Genomic DNA, 22,159 nt, shown 5'->3' with positions numbered 1-22,159 from the left:
AATACTCGTCCATTGATACAAACTGATTCTGATCACCTACCAAAGGAACCCTCGGTACAATGAAACGCTTAAACTCCCAGCTTCAACAGGACGGCGCACCGCTAGAACTTATCTTACTTATTCGCACACTGCTTGCTGGTTGCAAGGAAATTTCATTCCGTGTCAGCCAAGGTGCTTTGGCAGGAGTCTTGGGTTCAACTTTGTCGGAAAACGTACAGGGTGAAACTCAGAAGAAGCTAGATGTTATTTCAAACCAGATATTAAAGGATACCCTTAGAGAGTCTGGCTATGTGAAAGCGATCTCTTCTGAAGAAGAAGATACGGTCGTGCCATGCAACCCTGAAGGGAACTACTTAGTGAGTTTCGATCCTTTAGACGGTTCATCAAATACTGAAATAAATAGCTTAATTGGTACCATTTTCTCTATCACACACGCTCCGCAATGGATGAAACCTGATGATCCATCAGCGTTTTTGCAGCCCGGCACTCAAATGGTCGCTGCGGGTTACGTGTTGTATGGCCCATCAACTATGCTCGCAATGACCACTGGTCGTGGCACACATTTATACACTTTAGATAAGACGCACGGTGGCTTCCTATTAACTGAAGGGAACATAAAAGTACCTGAAGACACGGCAGAATTTGCAATTAATACATCTAATCAACGTCATTGGGAAGAGCCGATCCAAAACTATGTAACAGACTTGATTGCGGGTACCGAAGGTCCTCGCGAGAAAGACTTCAATATGCGCTGGGTTGCAGCAATGGTCGGTGATATTCACCGTGTGCTGTGTCGTGGAGGTATTTTTGCTTATCCATTTGATAAGAGAAACCCAAAAGTGCCTGGCAAACTTCGCTTATTATACGAAGCAAACCCGATGGCTTTCTTAATGGAGCAGGCTGGGGGTTTAGGCGATACAGGGCATGGTAGAATTATGGAAGTGATGCCTGAAGAAATACATCAGCGAGTGCCTGTATTATTAGGCTCTAAAAATGAAGTCGAGATGTGTAAGAGCTACTATAAATAAAATTGGGCCTTGGTCACTCATTCGATAAAAGCATGAGACCAAACTCTTAGCCCCTAATACTAGATACTGCACGCGCTTTTACATATAATCGCGGCAGTTATTTTAATTAGTTTTTACATAGTTTTTTAATAGGAATACAGCATGAGCTTAAATGACATCCCTGTGGGCAAAAACGCCCCAGAAGAAGTGAACGTAATTATCGAAATCCCAGCTTACTCTTCACCAGTGAAATACGAAGTTGATAAAGACACTGGTGCGCTTTTTGTTGACCGTTTCATGGCAACTTGTATGCAGTATCCAGCTAACTATGGTTACGTGAACAAAACCTTATCTGACGATGGTGACCCGGTTGATGTATTGGTCATGGCACCACATCCACTTATTGCCGGTTCAGTAATTAAGTGCCGTCCAGTTGGCGTTTTAAACATGACAGATGAGTCGGGTGAAGATGCGAAAGTGATCGCAGTTCCTGTTGCCAAACTATCGACAATTTATAACGACGTTAACGACATCGATGATGTTCCTGCGCTATTAAAGAGTCAGATTGAGCATTTCTTCGCACACTATAAAGATTTAGAGCCAAATAAATGGGTTAAGATCAACGGTTGGGCTGACGTTGAGGCTGCTAAAGCAGAAATCGTATCTAGTGTTGAAAGATATAACAAAACAGCATAGTCGCTGATTTTGTAAGAAAAGAAGCTCGCTTTATGCGGGCTTTTTTGTGCTTGTTGATTGCGTCTGAAACTTTATACGCATAGACTAAAGTTGATACTTTAAAGGGGTGAAGTACTTGAAACTAATTAAAATGAATACGGTAAGCTTATGGGTCGCGGTAGTTTTGAGCGTCTTGGTGGGCACTCAATTTGCAAACGCCATGCAAGAAACGAAGCTTGAGCCTTTGGAATTATATTGGGAAGACATGATACCAGAAGGTTACGTTGTGCCACCGAGTGCCATTGATCACAATGGTGACATGACGCAGTTGGAGCCCGATGCTCCGCTGAAACAAGAATTAAATGAGCAGTATGTAAAAATCCCTGGATTCGTTGTTCCTCTTGAGGGAGACGCCGATAATATCACTGAATTTTTACTTGTTCCTTACTTTGGTGCATGCATTCATGTACCGCCACCGCCATCAAATCAGATAGTTTATGTAAAATTTTCTGAAGGTGTGCCGATAGATAACTTATATGATGCTGTTTGGGTAACGGGCGTGTTGTCCACAGACGGCTGGAAAGGGGATATAGCAACAGTTGGTTACACCTTAAAAGGTGAGCTAGTTAGCGCTTTCGATGGATAGATAAGAATATTTTGCACGGTAGTTGTGCACAACCATTACATAATTAGGTGAAATATGAATTTTCTGGCCAAGCTCTCGATCGCGAAAAAACTTTTTCTTATCCCAATCATAGGGACAGTGAGTTTTGCGTTGTACATCGTTATCAGTACTATTTCTGCCTACGACAATGTTGCGCAGCTAGAAGATGCACAGGCAGTTCAAACGCCCGCTTTACTGAATTCTCGCGAAGCGCTTAATAGCATGGAGAACACCAAAGAAACCTTGAGTGCAGCAGTGACGACCGGCGATGAAGATGCCTTAGAAAAAGCGCAAGACTTGGCTGAAAAAACTGTTGATCATCTCAATTTGATTATTAATCTGGGCGAGGGCATGTCCGGTGACGTTAGACCCATTCTTAAAAGCTTCGAAGCATACTTCGCTATGGCTTACGACGTTAGTAAATCTATGATCGACGGCACCGCAGATTACTCGAAGCTGCAAGCTATCTCACAAGAAATGAACAACTTATTTGGTTCTGCCGTTTCTAAGTTGAATGAATTCAGTAAACAACGCGAGGACTCTTTTAACGCTGCCATTATTGGTGCGAATGAATCCGCTCAGTTTATGATTTACCTCGGTATTGGTATGGGCTTGGTAACCATGGTTCTATTGTTTGCGACCGCCTTACCGATTGTGAATAACCTTCGCAAAAGTATTGTTGATGTGGTTAATTCACTGAAAGATATCGCTCAAGAAGATGGCGATCTCACTATCAGAATTAAAACAAAAAACACCGACGAAATAGGTGATTTGGTTTATTGGTTTAATCAGTTTATTGAAAAGCTTCAAGGTGTTGTGAAAGACATTGGTAACTCTAGTAAGCCATTGTCGAACCTTGCTTCTGACCTTAACCAAGTGTCGAACCAAGCTCGTCAAACGATTTCCTCTCAACAACTCGCAGCGGCCGATGCGAAGGCAGCTGTAGATGAAATGACCACGAGCGTGGGTGCGGTGGCTAGCAGTGCGAATGAAGCTGCATTGGCGGCCGGAGAAGCATCAACAGCCGCAGACGATGGTCAGCGAGTCGTTAATCAGACTGTCATGAGCATTCAAAGCTTGGCGTCACGAGTTGAAGAGACCGCTGTGGTCATCAAAAAATTGGAACAAGATTCAAACCAAGTGGGTGTCGTTCTGGACGTAATTAAGGGTATTGCAGAGCAAACCAACTTACTAGCCCTGAATGCGGCGATTGAAGCTGCTCGTGCCGGTGAACAAGGAAGAGGATTCGCGGTGGTTGCTGACGAAGTGAGAACCTTGGCCTCGAGAACACAACAATCCACAGAAGAAATTCAAGCTACTATTGAGCAATTACAAGATGCTGCTCGTTCTGCGGTGTCTGTGATGGCCAAAGGAACTGAGCAAGCAACCATCAGTGTTGATGAAGCAAACAAAGCTGGCTCAAGTTTGAATGCAATTACTGAAACCATTAGCCGTATTACGCGCATGAATGATCAAATTGCTAACTCTACTGGCGAACAGCAAAAAGTGGCTGATATGATTTCATCTAACGTGGATGAAATTAACAATCGAACTGAAGACACTACAACAAGCTCTGAGCAACTTACCGTAGTGAGTGGTGAGCTAGAACAGCTATCCAAAGACTTCAACCGAATTATGCAGCAGTTTAAATACTAGTCATCATTAACGTCATAAGAAGCGGCCAATGGGTCGCTTTTTTTGTTTCTGTCCGCACAAAAAAGGCATTTATCTAGTTGGTTTTACCGTTTTTACACACATTTTGCATCTAAAGTGAAAAGTGGGGAGTAAGGTTTGTCGTGGGGTGAGGTTTGCTCATCCTTCGCCGTATTGTTTTAAGAATAAACATTCGCGCTTTACATACAAAGCGATAAAAACCGAGTTCTAAGGAGAGCCCATGCGATTCATTCCAAAGTGTGCCCTGATATGTCTATTGAGTGTCAATGTAACCATAGTTAATGCCCATGATTTTTGGTTAAACCCCAAGAGTTTTCATGCCGATACTGCTCCAACAAAAGTGCCTGTTAAGTTTTTAGTCGGCCATGCAAACGATGTGAGCCCTTGGTCATTGAGCTGGGATCGTATTGTTGCGCTTCGCACTTATAGTGACGGCGAATTTAAAGATCAGATTGAAAATGTGCATGTGAATAATGGTTTAATTAAGGGATTTGCGAATGTTGTCTTGTCAGAGGAGGGGACACACATATTGGGCTTTGAGAGCTATCATAGCTTTAGCAGTCTGGCCGCGGATAAGTTTAATGATTACGCTAAAAAAGAAGGTTTAGCGCTAGTGCTTGAGCAGCGAAATCGCTTAAACCAAAACCAGGACGATGGTCGTGAAATATATTCACGCAAGGCAAAAAGCTTACTCCAAGTTGGAGATACATATACCGACAACATCACTAAGCCCATTGGGCACATGCTCGAAATCGTGCCCATGCAGAACCCGTATACACTTAAAGGTGAAGCAACATTACCGATAAAGGTTCTCTTTAGAGGGAAGCCTCTTGAGAACGCGCTTGTCGATATTGCGCAGCTTTCTGTGGCCTCGCCTGAGAAACAGGAAATGAGAACTAACGCCAAAGGTGAAGCGACTTTCACTATCGACACGCAAGGCAGTTGGATTGTGAATGTGATTTGGGCTGTACCAAATGCCGACCAGAGCACGGCCGAGTTTGAGAGTTATTTTTCTAGCTTAACGTTTGGCTACGACAAGTAAAGTGAGCCTAGTCTATCCATTAAAAAAGCGAGCAACCTGAATAGATTGCTCGCTTTTTTGCTTACTTTGCATGTCCTTCAAGTCACCTTATAGTAAGGCCAACTCCGCAGCAAATAAGACTTCAGTTGGCGCTCCTGTTGGGCTACCGCCTTTGGGTTCTAAGCTGACGGCTAAGGCTGCAATCTCAAGTTGATCGAAAACCTCAGGCTTTTGCAGAATAAAGGTACCTTCTTGCTGTAATAAACCCAAAGAAATAGGCGCGTCACCTGATGCAGGTACAATCCACAATTGATAGTCGTTTGTGGGACGTTTTGTTAAGTTTTGCGTACTACGAATAAACAAACTGTCTTTACGCACATCAACTGACCACAAGGTTTTTTGCTCTGCGTTAGCAAAAATAGCGACAGCTTCAGGTGACTTAACATCACTTGAAAATTGATAGAATACAACGGCTAGAAACAAGCTAGCAGCCACCGCTAAACCACTCAAGGCTTTCCAACTGTCATTGGCGCTGGCTTGCTTTCTTATTTCAGGTGAAACTTCAATACCACTGAGCTTTTCCGGATTAAAATCAAAACCTAAGTTTTGCTGTATCTCTCTCCAAACACTTGCTGGAGGTTCAACAGGGTCAATGGCAGTGGCCATCACATTTAATTGAGATTCCCAGTAATGCACTGCTGCTTGTACTTTTGCATTCTTGACTTTAATAGCTTCAAAGCGATTTCGCGCAGCACCCCGTAGAGTGCCCAGAACGTATTCTGCGGCGAGTGAAGAAAGTAGTTTGGTATCATTATAATTCATAAGCTTAAACACCTCTCTAAGGCTTGAAGACCTCTTCGAATCCAACTCTTGATTGTGCCAAGTGGCTTCTCCATATGTGCAACAACTTCGCCATGCGAACAACCATTAAAATAGGCTAAATGAATAGCTTGTCTTTGCATGTGGTCTAGTTCATTCATACAACGACTAAGCTTGCCTGTCTCATGGTCGCTCTCTGACTCTGAGGCTTCAATATTTGACGAAGGAATGCTGTCCAGATCCGCTACCCCCTCTTCTTTGCGAACCTTGCGATACCTAAGGATATCAAGAGCACGGTAGCGCACGATACTGATAATCCATGTGAGGACGGTGCCTTTACCTTCTGTATATTGACTTGCGTTGTACCAAATCCTGACAAAAGCCTCTTGTGTGGCTTCTTCCGCCAACTCCGGTTTCGCTAACATCTTTAATGCGACGGCATAAACTTGGCCGCGGGTCTTATTGTAAATTGCTTCAAAAGCCGGACGATCATTTCGCGCAACTTTTAACAGCAAAGGTAATAGTTCTTCATGTTCCATATTGTTTTCCATGATCTGCTTGTTTTTATACTTCAAACACCCAAACGGCTAGTAGTTCAAATTGGATGCAGGAAACGGCCTTTTTAAAAAATGTGCCGCCTGGAAATCGACATACGACTAAATGTTTACCCTAGTATAGTGCTTACTTTTTAAATTTCTTAACTCTTTCAGCTTCTTACTGCCTCGAAGCGCTTGTTCACATGCTTAATTTGAGAAAGCTTATATTTCTTGCATCCACTTCATTCCTTCGCGCGTTTGGCTCTTAGTAATTACAATCAATAAGGAAGACTAACTATGAGAAAAACACAGCTATCACTAATTGTTTCTGCTTTGTGCGGAATGGCTATTAGCAGTGCCGTGCAGGCATCAAGCCACAGAGAAGCACCGAATATCACGCGTTTTCCTACGGTAGATTCTACCGACTTTTATGCGTTTAATAGTTATGAAGAAGGCCGAGGCGACTATGTCACCATGATCGCCAACTACATTCCATTGCAGGATGCGTATGGTGGACCGAACTATTTTCCAATGGATCCTGAAGCCGTTTACAGCATCCACATTGATACTGATGGTGATGCTGAGGAAGATCTTAGCTTCGCATTTGATTTTGATAGAAAACTCGCGAACGACAACCAAGGCGTTAAATTAACGATAGGTCCTGAAGGTAACCAACGTTCGGTCGGTGTGCCTTTAATCAATATTGGTCCTATATCCAGCGCTGACCAAAGTGCTGCGAATTTTGCTGAGTCCTACACAATTACCATGATTGAAGGGAATGCGCGGACAGGAACACGCACACCCGTTACAAATGCCACCAGTGGTGGGGAAGCTTTTGGTAAGCCACTCGACTACATCGGTAATAAAACCTTTTCTAATCTTGCCGGTTATCAAAGCTACGCCAATAGCTTTATATATGACATTGCGATCCCCGGTTGTGATGAGATGGGCCGAGTATTCGTTGGTCAACGAAAAGACCCTTTTGCAGTGAACCTTGGGGAAACGTTCGACCTAGTCAATTATGTACCCGTTGAAGGCGACAGTGCGCCGGGTGCAGACGACAATGGTGGTTTTCCGGGAGGCATTACGCAAAACGCCAACAATGATGATTTAGTCGATAAGAATGTGACGAGTATCGCTATTGAAGTACCAAAGTCTTGTGTGACCGGCAATGGGAACGGCACCATAGGCAGTTGGACAAGTGCTAGTTTGCCTCAAGCACGGATCCTAAACCCGAATGCAAGTTTTGATAAGCCTGAGGTGACAGGAGGCGCGCTTACTCAGGTATCTCGCTTGGGTTCGCCGCTAGTGAATGAGCTTGTTATCGGAATTGGCGACAAGGACAAATTCTCCAGCGCTCACCCGAAGGATGATGGGCAATTTGCTGACTATGTGACTCACCCAGCACTACCAGAATTACTCAATATTCTGTTCAAAGACCCAGTGAATGCAACCTTGGGTGCAAGCTTTGAAACCATCGCGCCAACTAACTTCCCAAGAGTGGATTTAGTCACGGCATTTCTAACAGGATTTGAAGGTGTTAATCAGCTTTCTACCGTCACACCTTCTGAAATGTTGAGGCTCAATACGGCCATACCTGCTACCGCACAAGCTGAGCAGTCGCCCTTTGGTGTTGCAGGCAATGATTTAGCTGGCTTTCCGAATGGTCGTCGCCCTGGTGATGATGTTGTAGATATTGCTTTGCGTGTGGTAATGGGAGCACTTTGCCATCCGATTCCGATTAATGGTGAACCCACGAATTTAGGCTTATGTAACCCAGAGGATGCGGTTGTTGGGAATGTTCCCTTTACTGATGGTGCACCATTGGATGCCAGTATGATGGATGCAACATTCCCTTACTTAGCAAGCCCTATTGCAGGTTCTGAATAATTGGATACGAATTAAGGAGTAAAACATGAATAAACTAAGTCGCAATGGTATGCAATTACTGGCCGTATCGTCCATGATATTAGGCGTAAGTGCTTGTTTCGATAATGACGATGATGTTGACTTTGAACCAAATGTGCCGCCAATCGCCGCAGATGCCGTATTCACAACTCAAACCGAGACGGATATTATCGATACCTTGCCAGCTAGCGATGCTAATGGTGATACATTAATTTTTGAAATTAGCAGTGAGCCGCAACTAGGAAGTGTCACTTTGACAGCAGATGGTGCGTTTACCTATGCTCCTTTTGATGAGCTCACGGGTTCCGATACGTTTGCCTACTCGGTCAGCGACGGGAAAGCCGAGCGAGTAAGTGGCACAATCAATATTACTATTGAAGCCTTGCAACTGTCTTTTAGTCAGTTTAGCCGTGATGCTTTCAACCAAGGACCGAGCGATGAACCATTGTCGGTCAATGGAAGAGAGTTTATCCAAGACATTGCAAGTCAAACGGACTATCAGGACTTGATAGACGCAAATTAGTTATGAAAGCCAAGGAAGGCTTTCCTTTATTCTTGCGATAAGCGCTTTTTAAGCTGATATTCAAACAGCGATTCTGCTTCAGGATACACCCAGTTAGTGCCTTCAATGTAGGCATCTGGACCATATTCTACATGTACTGGTACATTGCCATTTACGCTGATCACTCGTGCTTTCGGTCCATCTTTCATCCCATTTAACAGCACACTTTGTGCACTTGCATGCCCGTTTTGAAAACGGACATTAATGTTCCAAAATGTATTGTAAGCTGCATGGGAAGGCTTCCAATAGCTTGCACCTCCGCCAGCAAATAGCGGATATTGTCGATTTTCATCTAAAGTGACGTTTACGCTAATCATGTCGAAGAGGTTTTGTTGGTTCACGCCGCTGTGTTGATCAAGTACCGGATCGATATCGATAGAGCTTCTTAGATAGACACTCTTGGTAGCAAAGGTGTTAAAGCTTAGAGGATGCTCTACCTTATTTTTAACCTGAAGGTTTTCAACCAACACATTGTGCACCGCCCCCATTTGCACGGAATAATGAGCGAATTTTTCACCGTCAGTAACCACATCTGTGATACTGATATTCGCGACTTCCTCGGTTAAAATACCACTGTCTGCATTGGTAATTTTGACGTCGTCTACCCATCCGTTATATAAACGGGTTAAGTATATGCCGTTGAAGCCTTGTTCTACGTGATGTGCAATGCGTTCAGCGAAAGGAAAGGTCATAGTGAAGTGCTCAAAGCCAATATTGCTGAGGTGCTCCCAAGGTGCCAAATTCACTTCCATGCCTTCGTGAATGTTGTGCAAAAGTGGTGTTTTCAATTCTACTTGATTGCCGTTTATAGCGACGATTTCTGATTGTTGTCTTGCGAGTGCTAGGTTAGCGAAGCGCCAATGATGAGAGCCGACATTATCAACTAAACCGTGGTAAAGCTCATTGATAATGGGGGCGTTTTCGCCTTTGGTGTTGTACCACTGCAATTCGATGATTTCGCCTACTTTCAGTTTGTCACTAGTATCGACCGTGAGGATGAATCCCCCTTGTGTTCCTTTGCTTGGTGTCGCTAACGTACGAATGGGTACATCATATTTGTCGAGGTATTTTTTCACGCGAAGATCTTTAATACGTGTCCAAAAATAACCGCCTGACCAAGCCCACTCGGTAAAGGGAAGGTAGATGTTGTTTTTCTTCTCTTTTTGTATTTTATTTAATGAGACCAGATACTCTTTTAGCTCTTTCAATTCAGGTGCTTCGGTATAAATGAGTGGGCGAGGGAAGTAAAATTCAGTGCCGCTTGCACCACTGCCTTCGCCGCGAACGACTAAGTTATTTCGGTCAAAGTAGATGATTGAACTAATAATATAGCGTCCTTTAGAAAACTGCAGGACAGTCGGTTCATCTGATTCACGTAGGTTGTCGAGTAAGGTTAATAAGGCTTGGCTGTCGTCTAAACCATCATTCGCAAAAATGCCGTGATCTGCTACGTTAATAACAGTGAAATCCTGCGTGCTGGGTGCTTTCTCTGAGTTCGCATAACCGGCAAAAGAGTAGTCTGGTAAGAACTTATCTTTCATGACTTTCTCATTTGAAAGAATGTCAGGCAGTGCAGCGCCAATTGCTTGTACGGTGGCTTGAGCGGCACTTGCCGTCATCGCAGCAAGCGAGAGAGCCATCGTTCCCGCAAATAAATGCTTAGTTAGGTGTAATTTCAACATACACTCCTTTTACATTTTGGCCGCGGTATTCGATGGTACTCGTTTTGCCATTGTCGATATATTCAATTGCGGCAAAACCACTCGCCATATCAATGGTGCTGCTTCCATATGGAGTACCTTGGTCTTTCACTAGCTTACCTTGCTCTCCTATGTTAAAGAAGTAGGCGCGCTCTGAGTAATCTAATACACGATTACCCTCTTTATCTACCGCCTCTGCGGTTATCAACCAACGATTACCTTCAATGTTTTCTGCTTGTAAGTTAATGGTTTTAAACTTGCCATGTTTACCAATTAGGTAGGTAACTACATGCTCATCTTCTGCAATTTTTTCACCGTCTTTAAAGCCATTTACGCTAAGTGTGTTTTCACCATTATTAAAGGGGACTTTCCACACCAAACCGCCAGCAGGTACAACACCTTGTTGCTTCTCTTTTTTCCCTAGCGACTCACCATTAAGAAATAATTCTGCGCTATCGGTATTACAGTAAACCGTCACATCACGGCCCTCTTTTGGTCCATTGCGATGCGTCCAAGTGTGTGACTCTATCCAACAGAAGGGCTCTTTTTTCCAGTAGCTAGCAAACACATAATAGGCATCTTTGAAGTTTCCGCTGCGATCTACTAAGCCTTTCATGTTCGTATAAGGAATGGGGTTTAATGGACGTAAAGGCGTACCAAAGTCTTTAAAAGCCCATTGTGCGTTACCCGCAAAGTCAGGGAGATTCTCAGACACGTTCAAATGCCAATCAAACAGGTCTACGATATAGTTTGAGTTCCAATCACTGTCTTTCGCAACACTTCTTACAACGGCTTGATTGACCGCTTCAGACACAGACACCTGAGCGTTTCTCAAACCTTTAGGTGAAATAGGGGTTTCAGTGTGACGTCCAACGTGGCTAGAACCGCCGTATTCCATATGCATAAAGGTTGGATATTTTGCATGCGCATCTTTTAATGCCTCTTCATACTGACTGTAGGATCCACCGTACCAGCCTGCCCAAATTGAAGGCGAAAAAGCATCAACAATATCTGAACCCGGATAGTATTTGCGAATACTGGTTAAGCGATAGGGATCCATTTCTTTGGTCATTGTGTTTAGCTTTTCGAGGTAGGGATTAATTAGCTCGGTTGCGCCACCACCCTCAAAATCTTCCTCCCAATATATTTCATTACCCAAGGACCAGAATATAATGCTGGGATGATTTATGTTCTGTTTTACTTGGGCTTGCCATAGGTATTCGGTGTTCTTTTCCCATTCTGCACCGCCTTTACCGCCGCGACACCACGGCAACTCATCCCAAATGAGCAAACCTAATTCGTTGGCGGCTTTATACACTTCAGGATCTTGTGGATAGTGACCTAGGCGCACAAAATTGGCGCCCATGTCTTTCATCATCTGCATATCTTTACGGTGCAGCTCGTTCGGTAATGCCGCTCCTAAGCCTGCATGCTCCTCATGGCGATGGGTACCACGGATCAGAACGCGTTCACCGTTTAAGAAAAAGCCTTTGTGAGGTTTCATCTCAAACCAGCGATAACCGAAGGTATCGAGTTTGGTGTGCAATTCCTTCTTGTTAGCATCCAATAAGCTTAGTTTCATCTGGTAAAGGTTTGGCTCATCGATCGACCAGAGGATGGGTTGTTTGATGGCTTCGAAGTTCAGTTTTGTGCTGTTCATTCCCTTATTTGCAAGCAGTTCTATAGTTTGGCGTTGCACTCTCTCACCGCTTGGCGCAATAATCTCCGCCATCACTGTGAAGCTAGCTGCCTCGTCGGCGACGACATCGACTTTTACCTCTGTACTTGCTGACTCCGCAGACACAGACGGCGTTGTAATAGCCATGTAATCGATATGTTTTTGCGGTAAACGTTTTAACCAGACGTCACGCGTGATCCCGCCGAACAAGAAAAAGTCTGATTTCTGAGAAGGGATCAGGTTTCGGTTGTAACGATTGGATACTCTCACCAACAATTCGTTGTTGCCGCTGGTTTTCAAATATTTCGTCAGGTCGATAGTAAAACCGACATAACCACCAACATGCTCACCAGCTAGCCTTCCGTTGAGATAAACCTGTGTTTCAAAATTAGCACCTTCAAAATATAATTGCGTGACGCCATCAAAGGCTTCTGCTTTAAAGGTTTTCTTATACCAGCTTGCGTTGCGTCGGTAGCCCGGTTCAGCGTCCATCGTATCGGTTGCATTCCAAGTATGAGGCAAAGAAATTGCACTCCAGTCACGGCTCTGTAGCGCAAGTGCGATGTCTCGGTGATTCTCTTGCAAATATTCCCAGCTATCATTGAAAGGTATTGCTTCAGCATGAGCCTTGGCTTTTGGCGTTGCAGAGTGGACCCCTAGGCTCACAAGTACTAAGCAAATGGCAAATAAAACGGGCCCAAAGGTCATACGAACGGCATGAGCACAGCATTTAGCGCCTAATAGTGAGGAGCGAAAAAGTGAGGGTGGATGAACATTTATCATGGCTAAATCCTGATTTTTAATACGTACAACTACGATATTTCACATCGTTGTTCGAAGGTAATGAATAAGGGTAGTTAAATAGTGCGGCGCAAATTGCGAGCTGTTGTTTAGCTTGCTCTGATTTACTCGCTATAATCTGCAGGTATTGGTCAATCTGTTGGCTAACCGTAGGGTTTTCCGCGTAGGCTTTTCTGGCAAGTAAGGCCGGCGCTACTAGTTTGTAGTAGTCGATGCTTTTTTCCTGTTTACCAGGCCAATAGTCTGTGGTGGATAAATTGGCGACGGCAAATTCCAATGCCTTTAATATTCGTTGATCTGTAGCTGAAGGTTGCTCCCATAAACTTACCCCGATGCGATCAGACATATTCGCAATACGGGTGAAGCCGACCAAGTTGAATGCAGTGTAATTAAATGGTCGTGTGCGATCGAGCTCATGGGGCTGTTTGCCATTTTTCTTTATTTGCCCTTTTACTCGCTGTTTGCTGAGTGCGGTAATTTTTGTAGCAAGGTCGTCAAAACCAAGGTGCAAAGCGATACCAATCACTAGTACATCGTAGAAAGTACCATGGTTGTTCTCTTTTGCCGCTTCATCTTGGCCATTAGCACTCTCAAGCAACCAACCTAAGAAAATGGTGGTCCACTCATTAAAACTCGCTTGAAAGTCTTGGTCACTCACCTCTTTTATCAGTGTAACCGCATCCAAAATACGCAGTAAGTCACGAAACTCAATTATGCCAATACCGCGGCCATGCACTCTACCTGGAATACTTTGGGCAAAGTTAAGATGTGGGTTCATTTTTGTTTCGGCCCTTATGAACCAATGCGAAAGCAGACGCTGCGCTTTTTGAGCGTAACGTTTATCACCCGTGAAAAAATAAGCCAAGGATAAATGGTGACTGGCATTCATCAAAGTCGCAAACATCTTATTGTCTGCGCTTGGTCCACGAAATGTTGGGTTAGTCTGGCCGTCTTTTCTTATCCATGGAAGACCATTTTTCTTTGATTTGTCTGGCCACCAATACGGACCCACACTAAAGTAGTCGTGATTATCCTTACTGGCGGGTATCTCTGGGTTGTTTGTTACCGACAGATATTGAGTTTTCATGGCTTTATCGGCTTGCTCTAGTATGAGCTTGATTGCTTCGGTGTGAATCGAACGTCCATTTTTATTTTTCGCCGCGATATAAGCCGCTTTTACTTCAAGTAAGTCTTGTTCGTCGAGTAGCACCAGCCTTGCTATCACAGGCTCCTCTGTTGCTTGGGTCTGAGCAACAACATCTCTAATTAGAAAAACTGACGCAACAACACTCAGCAATAGCGCAGAACGAAGGGTAGAGCTAGCCATTAGCGAGCCATCCATCCGCCGTCAACGAGCATAATATGTCCGTTAACATAGTTCGAAGCTTGGCTGGCCAAGAAGACCGCACTACCTGCTAAATCTTCTGGTTGGCCCCATTTTCCACATGGGATCCGCGCAGTGATGCTCGCATTTCGTTCACTATCATCGCGAAGTTGTTGAGTGTTGTCTGTAGAGAAGTAACCTGGCGCAATCGCATTCACTTGAATATTGCTTGCCGCCCATTCATTCGCAAGTGCTTTTGTCAGCTGGCCAACAGCCCCTTTACTTGCGGCATAAGCGGGTACGGTAATACCGCCCGAAAAAGTGAGTAAAGAAGCGACATTGATAATTTTACCACCGCCTTGCGCCAACATCATTTGACCAGCGCTGCGGCAAAAATGAAAAACACCATTTAGGTTGGTGTCGATTACGTGTTGCCAATCTTCATCTGTTGTCTTATCGGCTGGCGCTCTGCGGATTGTCCCCGCGTTATTAACGAGAATATCGAGTTTGCCAAAAGTACTCTTTACTTCTTCAAACACCTTGTTGATTTGCTCTGTTTGACTCTGGTCACAGCCAATAGATAGCACTTTTCTGCCTAAGCCTTGGATCTCGTCATGCGTGGACTTCAAGTTCGCTTCGTTGGTAGCTGTCAGCACTAAGTCTGCGCCCGCTTTAGCAAGAGCAATAGCCATCGCTTTGCCTAAACCACGACTTGCGCCCGTCACTAGTGCTACTTTTCCTTCAAGAGAAAACATAGTCTGTAGGTAATTATTCATGCTTCGCTTCCTTTCTATTTCGCTGTCATCATTTTATAGATTTCAGATGCAGCTAAGAGCACTGCGCCACTGCCGTACAGCTGAGTATCCTCTTTTGTCGCACTGCCTGGTGCAAAGGCAACTTGCTGGACATAGCCGACCTTTCCATTTGGATGGATATTGGTCACGATAGATTCCCACGCTTTGGTAACAGCAGGCGTAAATTCATCGGCATCGAGATGTTCATGGTTGATACCCCACGCGAGTGCATATGCAAGCAGACCCGTTGCACTGGTTTCAGAGTGAGTATCAGCATTTTTCTCTAGCAATGAGGAAGGCCAACTACCGTCTTCTAGTTGATACTTCAGTAAGGTTTTGCTCATTGATTTATACAGGTCAATGTAGGCTTCACGCTTAGCGAAATCTGCAGGTAAATAATCGATGGTGCGGGCTAATCCAGCCAGTACCCAACCATTACCACGACCCCAAAAGATGCGACGCCCTTGATCATCTTTGCGGTCAAAATAGCGACTATCTCGTAAGTATAAGCCGTATTCTTCATCGAATAAGTACTTGGTCATTTCCCAGAATTCTTTATCCATGAAGTTCACGTATTTATTGTCGCCTGTGACTTTGGATAAATGCGCCATAACTGGAGGAGACATAAACACAGCATCAGCCCAGCACCAGCGGCTAGTGCAGCGAGGGTCAACAAATTTACGTAATTCGAATTGATGGGTTTCTTTGTCTTTGTTGTCGAAATAAAGGTCGACTGTGCTTGGTTCAGCGACGACTTGGTCGAAGTGCTGAATAGTATCCAAAATGCGGTGTTCGCCAGAATATTTGTTGAAAAGTGACAAGTAAACATCACCAACCGCATGATCGTCCGCATGGTAAACGCGAGGACCAAGTTGATAATTATTTAACTGACTTAGGTTAAGTACCGTTTGGCGATACATATCAGAGTCGCTAGTTTCTGCCCAATGCCAAAGACCAACATGCAAAGTCGCATACATCCAGCCATTCGGAATACCGCTGGGACGAATTTCAGTGCGCATTTTATTTGAGCGAATATCAAATTGTGCAAGCTGCCAGTCTGCAACAGCCGTGGCGACATTAGTGATGTCAGCAGGAGTTAATGCTGAACTGAGAGAGTACTGCGTTTCAATGGGGGCTTGATAATCTACTTTTGCAAAAACATGTGCTTGCGCCTCTGCAGATTGTAGCGGTGTCGCCGCTGGCTTTGTTATCGACTCTTTATCGTCTGTTGGGCCACACGCGCCAAGCATCACTAAGCTAGATAAAGTGAGCGCTTTTACTATAGAAGAAGGTGTCATGCTTATTGGTGTCATTTTGGTATTGTGCTGCACTGCGTTAGTTCCTCACTCTGAATATTTGTATGGGTGGTAATGTGGCATTACCAATTTAAGTATAGTATATTGCTCCTAGATCGATGTCTATGACAATTTTTAACATCAATGCAACAAATGCGCTCAACCATGCCTAAACTGGGGGGATGCTGAGTCTGTATTCATCTATATAGTGAATAGTAAAATGAATCTATTGCGAAAAGAAATTACATTGAAACAAAAGTGCGTGTTAACGATTAAAAAGAGGATGGCTAGTACAAGCAACTTGGCTTTTACTAAGCGTTACGGAATGATTGTGCCTTGCGGATTGATGGGACTTTTCGGAATGTTTGCGATGCCAGCAAACGCACTGTTGGTCAACAGTTCCATTCAGAATCCTCATAAAACAATGACCATTGCTGAAAGCGCGCTTGAGTGGAAATTGAACGCATCTAATTCCACTCCTTTGTCGCGAGAGGATGAGCTTATTAGAGTACCTGCGGCAAACCTACCTAAAGGCTTGCTTGTAGACGATAATCTATTGATATTAGTAGATCAAAAAGATGGCGAAATGCCGGTGCAATCACTTCCTTACCAGTGGGCTACATCGGCTTCTTTTTCAGAGCAAAAAGAATTGCTTATTCAGGCCTCTTTTAAACCTCATGAACATAAACGACTACGCATTATAAAATTGCAAGCTGGCAGCCTCGAAAAACAAAACAGCAGTACGGCTTATGCTGAACTGGCAGTTCGTTTTGGCGGTACCATGAATAATAAAATGCAATTCGAGGGCGGCACTTACAGTCAAGTAAGCGAGTTCCAGTTACCGAGTGACCATACAATAGGTAATAAACTCTTTAAATATGAAGGCTTTGGCTGGGAGTCAGAACTAGTGGGCTACCGCTACTACTTTGACAATCGAGGTGCAGTTGATATTTTTGGTAAACAACAAGTGGGCTTAGCGCTAAAAGAGGTCGGCTTAGACGGTGATGATTACCACGCACTAGACGAGTGGGGGATGGATGTTTTGAAAGTAGGGGGCTCACTTGGATTAGGCGCTTTAGGGGCATATGTTGATGGAGAAATAGTCAAAGTAACAGACTTCCAAAGTAGCCACGTAAGTATTCGAAATGACGCTATTTATGCAAGTGCAATGTTATCTGCAAAAGCTTGGCAAGTGGGTGACAAAACTTATGACTTGCAAGTGACTTACCGCATTGCAGGTGGTCAGCGCTTGACTGAGGTTATCGGTAACGCGGATGGCTTAAATCACTGGGCAAGTGGCATCGTGAACCATGTGAGCAATGATAAGAGCAAAGCAGATGTGAAATTGATGGCCGAGGGTATTTCGTCAACTACCCAAGGGCAAGACACAAAAGCATGGTGCTATCGCGCGACCTATGGCAAACAAAGCTTGAATGATGATAATTTAGGAATGGCACTTTTCTATCCTTGTGAAAACAGCACACTCATTGATTCTGAGCTCAATATTGCCGTGGCCATGCAGGGTTCTATGGCACACTACTACTTCCTTGCAGGTTGGGAAGCAGAAAACAGTCTATTTGCCTCAGAGGCACGTTTTTCTGAGTATTTGAAGCAGACTCAAACTAGGCTGAACAAACAGATAGAGGTAACTTGGCAGAACTAAGCCAGGCAATCGTATTACCGATTTAGAAGATAAGACCGGAGATAAACATGAAGTTTTTATTAACACCAGATAGCAATAGTTACAAACGAATGACAAACGCAGAGCTTGAAGAGGGTTTTACTATTCCAGAGTTGTTTGTTGTGGACGAAATTACCTTAACTTATACCGACGTCGATCGTGCTGTCGTTAGTGGTGTTATGCCAGTCAGCAAAACCATTGACCTGCCGACCCATAAAGAGCTTGCATCGGCTTACTTTTGCGAGCGTAGAGAAGTCGGTGTCATAAATATCGGTGACGAGGGGGTGGTAACAGTAGACGGCGAGACTTTCAATATGACGAATAAAGATAGTTTGTATATTGGTCGAGGTAGCGAGAAGGTCAGCTTTGCGAGTAAGGACGGAAGCACGCCAGCCAAATTTTATTTAGTCAGCTATCCAGCCCACACTGCTTATCCAACGAAACTAGTCGCACAAGAGAACGCGAACAAACTCGCTCTAGGCGAGCAAGATCAGTCAAATAAACGCACAATTTATCAAAGCCTATGCCCTAAAACCCTCGAATCATGTCAGTTGGTAATGGGGATCACTGAAATTGAATCTGGCAATGTCTGGAATACTAAGCCACCACATACTCATGCTCGACGTACGGAAGTTTACATGTATTTTGATATGCCCTCACACGAACGTGTTTTTCACTTCATGGGCGAGCCGTCAAATGTGCGCGCTGTTGTGATGAAACCTGAGACGGCAATCGCCTCTCCAACGTGGTCAATTCATAGCGGCGTGGGCTCAACCAACTACACCTTCATTTGGGCGATGGGCGGCGAGAACCAAGAGTTTGACGATATGGATCACTTAACACTTGCAGATATTAGCTAGCGCGAAGGCTAGCTGCTTTGAAAGTGGAATGAAATGTAAAATAAACGTTAAATTAATTGGTAAGGCCACTTGACATCAAGGCGGCATTGATGGACTATGTTATTGGACACTTTTCACCATAAGCGGCGTCGGCAGCCTCACAACATGCTGTCGACACATAAGACCGTCATAAAAGTGGAAACACAATAATTAACGGAGAACATTACATGCACGCACGGTTTACCCAACAAATGATGCAGAGAGGAAAAAAAGCGCTCGCTTTAGCCATTGCTTCGTCCCTGACTATTGGTCAACTCGCTCATGCGCAAGAAGCACAAAGCGTCGGTGAAGATGACGACGTGGTTGAAGTCATCGAAGTCAAAGGCATCGCCGACTCTTACCGCAATGCAATAGCAGAAAAGAAAAATGCTAGCACCATAGTTGATGCATTATCATCCACAGACTTGGGTGCATTACCTGACCTCTCCGTTGCAGAAACGTTAGAACGTATTACCGGTGTCACCGGCGACCGTTTTAAAGGTAACGCAAGTGAAATTTCAATCCGTGGCTTAGGCCCATTTTTGGGTTTCTCTACGGTTAATGGGCGTGCTATTTCTTCTGGTAGTGGTAACCGTTCCGTTGCCTTCAGTCAATTCCCTTCAGAACTGGTCAATGGTGTCGTCGTTTACAAAGCACAACAGGCTAACTTATTGGAAGGCGGTGTTTCAGGTACGATTGATTTGAAAACGATAAAGCCAGTTGATTATGGCAAAGAGCGCTTTCAGGTTGAGGTGCGTGGCAATTATAATCCTTATCACGCAAAATTTGATGATGAGAGTGGCTGGGGCTATCGCTCATCTATTTCTTACACCAATAGCTTTGAACTGGAAGAGCTGGGTGAAATCGGATTCGCACTTGGTTATGCTGGTGTCGATTCATCCACGCCAGAAGAAAGTTATAACACCAGTTCAACTTTGAGAAACTGTAATTCAAATTTTGCCCTAGATGGCGGTAGCAACTGTAGTTTTAGTGACGCGAGAGCGGCAGCAAACGGTGGCAATGCGGAAGATGGCGATTATTACTTCATTCCCAATTCATTTTTCTACCGACAGATGAAGTCCGAAGAGGACCGGGATGCTGCAATCGCTGCGCTTCAATGGCGACCAACTTCAGACCTTGATATTAATATTGATGGTCAATGGTCGAATCGTTTTTACTTTGAAGATCGTCATGATTTGCTATGGGACGATGGCCGTCGTCGTATCTCAAACTGGTCTGTTAACGATGAAAACGCCCTGCAAAGCTATACCGGTGAATCACGCATCAGCTCTTATGGCGAATACCGAGTACGAGAAGAGGAATACAAAGGGATTGGTCTAAATGTAGATTGGCAAGCCACCGACGTCTTACATATCAATTTCGATAGCGCTTATACGGGCACCAATCGCTATCAAACTAGAACTTACGCTCGTTTCAGAGGGCAACGCAAGTTTTACGACTGGCAAAATTCTGATGGTACGCAATTCCCTACGGTGACAAATGTATACAGCGACTTCAATGATCCAATTGGCTCTGCTGAAGACTGGACTACTGATATTCAAGACATGGCATATTTTAATGCCGACAGCGAAGCAAGAAACTACCGTTTAGAAGTCGATGACAGAATTAGCAGCTACCGCTTAGATGCAGACTACGCTTTGGATACAGAATTTATCTACAATGTAAGAGCAGGCCTTGCGATATCCTCGCATCGCAATCAAAACTATCAGGAAGAACGTGCGCGTTTGAGCACACCATCTGCTGATAGACCCGCAAAGTTAGCCGCTGTTATCGACAACTGTCTAATTGACTTTCCACAAGATGACTATGGCGACGATGGCAAACCAGGATTTAGTTCTTGGGCCACGTATGACACGCACTGCGCGTATGACACATTGGTTGGTGACGCAGACCTCTCGGTTGATCCTAAAGCACCTTCAGGTGGTGATATTAATCTAACAGAAGATATTTCTTCGCTCTATTTAATGGCCGACTTCTCGACAGAGATTGGTGATATTACGGTAGATGGTAACTTTGGTATACGCAGAGTAGAAACAGACATCACAGCGGTGGGTATTCGAACTTCATATACCGTTGAAACTGACGCCAATGGTTTTATTAGTTTCTTGGCAAACCCAGACGTTGAAACAAATGTGCTGAATAATTCATACACGAATAACTTAAAGAGTCTCAACTTGGCGCTTGGATTAAGTGATGAAACACAACTTCGTTTCGCCATTTATGATGGTTTGTCGCGTCCTGATATGTGGTACTACGGTGCCGCTCGTGACATCGGTAGCGTTGGGGCCGATGAAGAGTTTACGAGTGTTGAGGCTGCTCTCGAAAATAACGTGACAGCCCTAGGAAATCCTTTCTTAGAGGCGCTTGAGTCTGATAACTATGACATCAGCTTGAACTACTTCTTGAATGAAGACACCATGTTCTCAGCCGCTGTGTATTATAAACAATTCAATGCGAACTTTGAGGTGAGTAGTGGTATTGAGCCTGTCGTCATTGACGGCGTGAGCTATGATGTTGAGGTAAATGGCCGGGTCAGTATCGTTGATAACGAGTCAGAAATTAATGGTTACGAATTGACGGCGTTACATCAGTTTGAAGCGATTGAGGGTTTAGGTATTTCACTGAATTATAATTTCGCTAACTCAGACTATGAAACTGCTGAAGCTGGCGGAAACATAAGCTCGGAAGTTCAAGAGAGAATTGAGCCTGCGAACGTTGCTGGGCTATCAAAACATAACTTTAGTGGGCAAATCTATTGGGAAAACAAATTGCTATCCGCTCGTCTTAGCTATAAGTATCGGTCTGAGTATCTGAAGCCTTTTGGCCCGAACTTAGCACAAACTAACCGTATTGTTGACGATACAGAACGAGTAGATTTTGATTTCCAGTACAAAATTACGAAAAACTTGAGAGCGAAATTCCAAGTCTTGAATTTAACCAACGAACCTTACGTAGAGCAACGCGTTGCTAGCGAAGCTTACAATAGAATTGAATATTCTGGCAGAAGGTTGTTCGTTGGCTTTAAATACAAGTTATAAGTAAACAGGGTGTTGTGTGTCGACGGTAACTCCGTTTCCCCAATAGGGAGTTACCGTTTTTTAAATAGTTACCACATCGCGCA

At 44.2% G+C, this 22,159-nt stretch carries 17 protein-coding genes; 10 read left to right on the top strand and 7 right to left on the bottom strand.

The features are described from left to right. Window positions 1-59: 59 nt before the first annotated feature. From RM556_RS05750 to RM556_RS05730, 5 genes are all read left to right on the top strand, one after another. Complete coding sequence (locus tag RM556_RS05750; protein ID WP_311360976.1) at window positions 60-1,028, top strand: class 1 fructose-bisphosphatase; 969 nt, start codon at window positions 60-62, stop codon at window positions 1,026-1,028. A gap of 141 nt (window positions 1,029-1,169) precedes the next feature. Beyond that, window positions 1,170-1,703 carry an inorganic diphosphatase gene (gene ppa, locus RM556_RS05745; RefSeq protein WP_311360977.1) on the top strand — a complete coding sequence of 178 codons (534 nt, stop codon included), beginning with the start codon at window positions 1,170-1,172 and terminating at the stop codon, window positions 1,701-1,703. A gap of 199 nt (window positions 1,704-1,902) precedes the next feature. Continuing rightward, window positions 1,903-2,328, top strand: coding sequence for a DUF3299 domain-containing protein (locus tag RM556_RS05740; RefSeq protein WP_311361350.1), 426 nt, complete (start codon window positions 1,903-1,905; stop codon window positions 2,326-2,328). A gap of 54 nt (window positions 2,329-2,382) precedes the next feature. Further along, the gene (locus tag RM556_RS05735) at window positions 2,383-4,002 is read left to right on the top strand and encodes a methyl-accepting chemotaxis protein (protein WP_311374108.1); all 1,620 of its coding nucleotides are present in this window, start codon (window positions 2,383-2,385) and stop codon (window positions 4,000-4,002) included. A gap of 238 nt (window positions 4,003-4,240) precedes the next feature. After that, the gene (locus tag RM556_RS05730) at window positions 4,241-5,062 is read left to right on the top strand and encodes a DUF4198 domain-containing protein (RefSeq protein WP_311374107.1); all 822 of its coding nucleotides are present in this window, start codon (window positions 4,241-4,243) and stop codon (window positions 5,060-5,062) included. Window positions 5,063-5,149: 87 nt separating this feature from the next. Here the strand turns inward: RM556_RS05730 and RM556_RS05725 are convergent, their stop codons facing one another. Together RM556_RS05725 and RM556_RS05720 are read right to left on the bottom strand one after the other, a co-directional pair. Next, complete coding sequence (locus tag RM556_RS05725; RefSeq protein ID WP_311374106.1) at window positions 5,150-5,863, bottom strand: anti-sigma factor domain-containing protein; 714 nt, start codon at window positions 5,861-5,863, stop codon at window positions 5,150-5,152. Beyond that, complete coding sequence (locus RM556_RS05720) at window positions 5,860-6,399, bottom strand: sigma-70 family RNA polymerase sigma factor (RefSeq protein WP_311374105.1); 540 nt, start codon at window positions 6,397-6,399, stop codon at window positions 5,860-5,862. Before RM556_RS05720 ends, RM556_RS05725 begins: the two co-directional genes overlap by 4 nt. Before the next feature lie 294 nt (window positions 6,400-6,693). On the opposite strand from RM556_RS05720, the gene RM556_RS05715 reads away from it, so the two are divergent. Together RM556_RS05715 and RM556_RS05710 are read left to right on the top strand one after the other, a co-directional pair. Next, window positions 6,694-8,286 carry a DUF4331 domain-containing protein gene (locus tag RM556_RS05715; protein WP_409220054.1) on the top strand — a complete coding sequence of 531 codons (1,593 nt, stop codon included), beginning with the start codon at window positions 6,694-6,696 and terminating at the stop codon, window positions 8,284-8,286. Window positions 8,287-8,311: 25 nt separating this feature from the next. Continuing rightward, window positions 8,312-8,827 carry an Ig-like domain-containing protein gene (locus RM556_RS05710; RefSeq protein WP_311374104.1) on the top strand — a complete coding sequence of 172 codons (516 nt, stop codon included), beginning with the start codon at window positions 8,312-8,314 and terminating at the stop codon, window positions 8,825-8,827. A 26-nt stretch (window positions 8,828-8,853) separates the two neighbouring features. On the opposite strand, the gene RM556_RS05705 is transcribed toward RM556_RS05710, so the two are convergent. Genes RM556_RS05705 through RM556_RS05685 form a run of 5 tightly spaced genes read right to left on the bottom strand, consistent with a single transcriptional unit; the run spans window position 8,854 to window position 16,494 of the window. Then, on the bottom strand, window positions 8,854-10,548 hold the full coding sequence (locus RM556_RS05705; protein ID WP_311374103.1) for a hypothetical protein: 1,695 nt from the start codon (window positions 10,546-10,548) through the stop codon (window positions 8,854-8,856). Further along, entirely contained in the window at window positions 10,526-13,027 is a 2,502-nt protein-coding gene (locus RM556_RS05700) for a glycoside hydrolase family 2 TIM barrel-domain containing protein (RefSeq protein ID WP_311374102.1), read from the bottom strand. The genes RM556_RS05705 and RM556_RS05700 overlap by 23 nt, the downstream gene beginning before the upstream one ends. 16 nt (window positions 13,028-13,043) lie before the next feature. Continuing rightward, window positions 13,044-14,372 carry an alginate lyase family protein gene (locus tag RM556_RS05695; RefSeq protein ID WP_311360986.1) on the bottom strand — a complete coding sequence of 443 codons (1,329 nt, stop codon included), beginning with the start codon at window positions 14,370-14,372 and terminating at the stop codon, window positions 13,044-13,046. Continuing rightward, complete coding sequence (gene kduD, locus RM556_RS05690; protein ID WP_311374101.1) at window positions 14,372-15,145, bottom strand: 2-dehydro-3-deoxy-D-gluconate 5-dehydrogenase KduD; 774 nt, start codon at window positions 15,143-15,145, stop codon at window positions 14,372-14,374. Before kduD ends, RM556_RS05695 begins: the two co-directional genes overlap by 1 nt. Window positions 15,146-15,159: 14 nt before the next feature. Then, window positions 15,160-16,494: a glycoside hydrolase family 88 protein gene (locus tag RM556_RS05685; RefSeq protein WP_311360988.1), complete on the bottom strand. Its 1,335-nt coding sequence runs from the start codon at window positions 16,492-16,494 to the stop codon at window positions 15,160-15,162. Between the two features lie 247 nt (window positions 16,495-16,741). Here RM556_RS05685 and RM556_RS05680 point away from each other — a divergent pair, with 247 nt between their 5' ends. The 3 genes from RM556_RS05680 (at window position 16,742) to RM556_RS05670 (ending at window position 22,076) form a co-directional block, all read left to right on the top strand. Further along, a complete protein-coding gene (locus tag RM556_RS05680; RefSeq protein ID WP_311360989.1) occupies window positions 16,742-18,121 on the top strand; it encodes a DUF4861 family protein in 1,380 nt (459 codons plus the stop codon). A 47-nt stretch (window positions 18,122-18,168) separates the two neighbouring features. Further along, window positions 18,169-18,999, top strand: a complete 831-nt coding sequence (kduI, locus tag RM556_RS05675) for a 5-dehydro-4-deoxy-D-glucuronate isomerase (RefSeq protein WP_311374100.1) — start codon at window positions 18,169-18,171, stop codon at window positions 18,997-18,999. 206 nt (window positions 19,000-19,205) lie between these two features. Then, complete coding sequence (locus tag RM556_RS05670) at window positions 19,206-22,076, top strand: TonB-dependent receptor (protein WP_311360991.1); 2,871 nt, start codon at window positions 19,206-19,208, stop codon at window positions 22,074-22,076. Window positions 22,077-22,159 lie beyond the last annotated feature (83 nt).

This window comes from Alteromonas sp. W364, assembly GCF_031846205.1.
Classification (GTDB): domain Bacteria; phylum Pseudomonadota; class Gammaproteobacteria; order Enterobacterales; family Alteromonadaceae; genus Glaciecola; species Glaciecola blandensis.
Note: the sequence above shows the minus strand (reverse complement) of the source record. Positions and strands in the feature narration are given on the sequence as shown.